A 3,409-nucleotide genomic window follows, 5' to 3' on the forward strand; every position below is an offset into this window, starting at 1 on the left:
CCGGAAAAATCAAAAAACAATTGCCAGGCGTAAGCCATTAAACCGAACAGCAATTCCAATGAGTGGTAAGCATCCGGGTTGGCAAATACCGGATTAACCCACTCTTCTGCGAGCCAAGCTGAGAGCCAGACTTTTTTTATCAGCGCGGAGATGATCAATAAAATCGCCACTTCCGGCGCGGCGATTTTACGTTCGTCCGGCGATTGGATTTGCGTTAACAATTCGTTCGGCCGGCAAATCGGCCCCGCTAACAGGGTCGGAAAAAACGAGAGGTGCAACAAGCCATCGAATAGGTTCGCCGGTTTACATTCACCGCGCCCGACGCTGATCAAATAGGCCAAACCCTGGAAGGTGTAAAACGAAATCCCCACCGGCAATACAAATTCCAGCACCGGCAGACTCGCCCCGTTAAACAGCGGCGTCAGCAGCGCTAAAGACTCTTCGCGGAAAAAGTTGTAGTACTTGAATATGCCGAGGTTAACCAGCGCGAGTACCACGCCCGCAATCACCGGCCAGCGCCGCCGGTTGCCATTGTGCCCCTGCACCGCTTGCGCTAGCACCAAAATCACCAGCGAGAAATTCAGCAATAAGAACGCAAAGCGCCAATCAAAGCTGCAATAAAAAAGATAACTTGCCACCAATAGCAACAAGTTCTGCGCCCGCACCCCACGCGCCGAACCCAACCACCAGTAGAGCCACAAAAAACCAACAAAAACGAGTCCGAATTCCGGCGAGAGGTAATGCATTTACAACATCCATATAAACGTTAAACGGGAACACAGTTAAGCAGGCGGTCATCATAGCCAAACTGGCGCGTAAAATCTGTGAGAGGGAAGACGGTCGGAAAAATATTTCGAAGGTGGTCCGTATGGAGGCTAACGGAATACGGGGTTTAGGGCGTGGGGGGGATTGTTGAGAGGGGAATAAAAAGTGTTGCGGTTCGTCCCTCAGCCTACGCGACCCGCACCAACCTACAAGGTGCTCCGTAGGTTGCTGGTGAGCTTGCGAACCGCAACATGGTCGATTGCTTTACATAAAATCAATGATACTTCCGCAGTAAATTACCTCTCATATAACCGTCATAGCGGCGCTTCAATTCGGCAGCCTCTTCATTTAAGCCAATTTTCTCCGTGGTTTCCAAAAGCGTTTTATATTTTTTTTCAAACTCGGCATTGCTTTGTTCCAGCGTATAACCAGGCTGTTTTTTTCTTAGCTGGCTGAGCGAGTACTCGCGGCTGTTTCTAATGCTTTCAAATTCATAAATGGGGTCTCCGACATATTTTTTTATGATGTCATATTGCTTTTTGGCGATCAGAATATCTTCCACTAAAGGGTAAAGGTGCTGAACTTGTTTAGGGTAATTTTTCTCAATATATAAAAAAGTCTCAATGGATTCATCGTGTCGATCAATATATGAATTGATTGAGGTGTACTCTTGAAATACATCAAAATCTGCTTTGCCAGTGTAAATAATATTTTTTCGCTCGGTTGCCAATTGAGCTAGGGCCATATGTGCAGGCGGATAGACCTTGCCCAGCTCTGCCCAACTGCCCAATCCAAACGACAATCGCACTGCTGAAGCAGACGTGCCTTTTGAGTCCTTGAAATATTTCTGATGTGCTGCCAATGCCTCTGCGTATTTTTTTGCGCCCATAAGCGTATATATCTTTGAAAGATCATCTTCACCTACTTGTGCAAAAGCACTTTGTGCGAATAACAATATTGCGAAAATTGAACTGATAATTTTTTTCATAGGATTTTCCTTAATTTGAGAGTTATTGATATGTTGCGGTTCGTTCCTCAGTCTGCACGGCTCGCACCAACCTACACGGTGTTCCGTAGGTTGCTGGTGAGCTTGCGAACCGCAACATATATTTATCAAACAATGTAAAATTTTATCGAGTATAAAAATTACTTCGCCCCAACCTCCACCCAATATCCCTTAGTCTTCGCATGTACTTTTTCATTGTACATAGCACTGGTATGCCAGCCGGGTAAATAGAATTTACCGGCATAACTTGCGTTTAAAATAATGCGCAGACTAACGCTGGTTTGGTTGTTGTCTTGATAACGGTAGTACCAATAGTAGTCGCGCCACAAACTGAAGTAGGCGAGTACGCGGTCGTCGCGGATGTCCATGTAGTCGATGCCTTTTGGCATTTGCGCGCCCTCAAGACGTTCGTTGCGGATTTGCCAGCCGCTTGGGACTACTGCAGTGAGTGCAATATTTTCGATATTGCTGGTGAGCAATTTATCGAACTCACCGGAGATAGTAACTTCCGCAACAAAATCCTGACCCTGTGGTAATTGTTCAACGCTGAGCGGTTTGTTATCCAGTGTTAAAAAATCTACCTTCATTGCCAAGCCATCGTTACTTGGTTCTTCGAGCAAATTGGCAGGAATGCCGCGATTGCTCACTAATACGCGGATAGGTTTGTCGTGATCGTTGCGTACACTCACTTGCGGATTATTAATGGCAGTGCGGAAAAATGCATTATTGCTGGCCTGTGTAAGCCAACTGCTTTCGCCCGCCTGTTGATAGGCGAATTTCACGCCGTTACTGCTCACATTCGCGGCAGAGAATTCGCTCATGGCCAATAACGCCCAGGCGATACTTTGCGTGGAATACCAACCCTCACCGGATAAATCTTTCGCCACTTGTTCAGCCACTTGCCAGGTGAGATCTTTATCCGCATCCAGGCTCACTAGCGTTGCGAGCAATAAACCGCGGTCGCGCATATCCGAACCGTAGGTGTAACCCGCATCTTTGTAAACGGGCACGGTGTTGGAGACTGGACCCATGACATCTTGCGCGGCATCTTTTAATCCCACATGTTGATAGGCCATAGCAAGTAACCAGCGTGCGGGCATGCGGTAATCTTGTTGGTTGCTATTCACATTGGTTTTAAATGTTTCGCGCAAACGGTTCATCGCCGGTAATTCGGCTTTGTCGGCCAATGCAAGTGTGTAGAGGCGATAAGACAACACCACTTCATCGTAATAATTGCCGTTAATTTGCGGATTGCGCGCTGCGCTCGCCTGGTATTTCACCCAATTATCGAGCAAGGTTTTTGGAACAGAATAACCGGCGCGTTTCGCTTCCAATAAAAAGTGGCCTGCGTAACTGGATGCCCATTCATTCACATAACCATCGCCCGGCCAGTAAGAGAAGCCACCGCTTGCATGTTGGAAACTGCCGAGGCGTTTTATACCGGCGTTGATGTTGGCTTCGATTTCCGTTTTTTGCGCATCGGTTAAATTCACTAATTTTGCCAAACGCAATTGCGGGAATACGGCTGAAGTTGTTTGTTCAATGCAGCCGTGTGGATAGCCGATCAAATACTCCAAACGCTGCTCAAGGTTAAGCGGTGGCAGCGTGCTGACTTCAAGGCTGGCCTGGTTGGTACCG

2 protein-coding genes and 1 pseudogene are annotated in these 3,409 nt (G+C 47.3%); all 3 read right to left on the minus strand.

The features are described from left to right. Nucleotides 1–746 (minus strand): annotated as a pseudogene (locus ACWA6V_RS19415) (hypothetical protein); the annotation flags it as partial. 293 nt (nt 747–1,039) lie between these two features. Continuing rightward, complete coding sequence (locus tag ACWA6V_RS19420) at nt 1,040–1,753, minus strand: hypothetical protein (RefSeq protein ID WP_449524040.1); 714 nt, start codon at nt 1,751–1,753, stop codon at nt 1,040–1,042. A gap of 158 nt (nt 1,754–1,911) precedes the next feature. Then, nucleotides 1,912–3,409: hypothetical protein (locus tag ACWA6V_RS19425; protein ID WP_449524041.1), on the minus strand; the 1,498-nt coding region annotated here is incomplete at its 5' end.

The organism is Cellvibrio sp. (genome assembly GCF_053579595.1).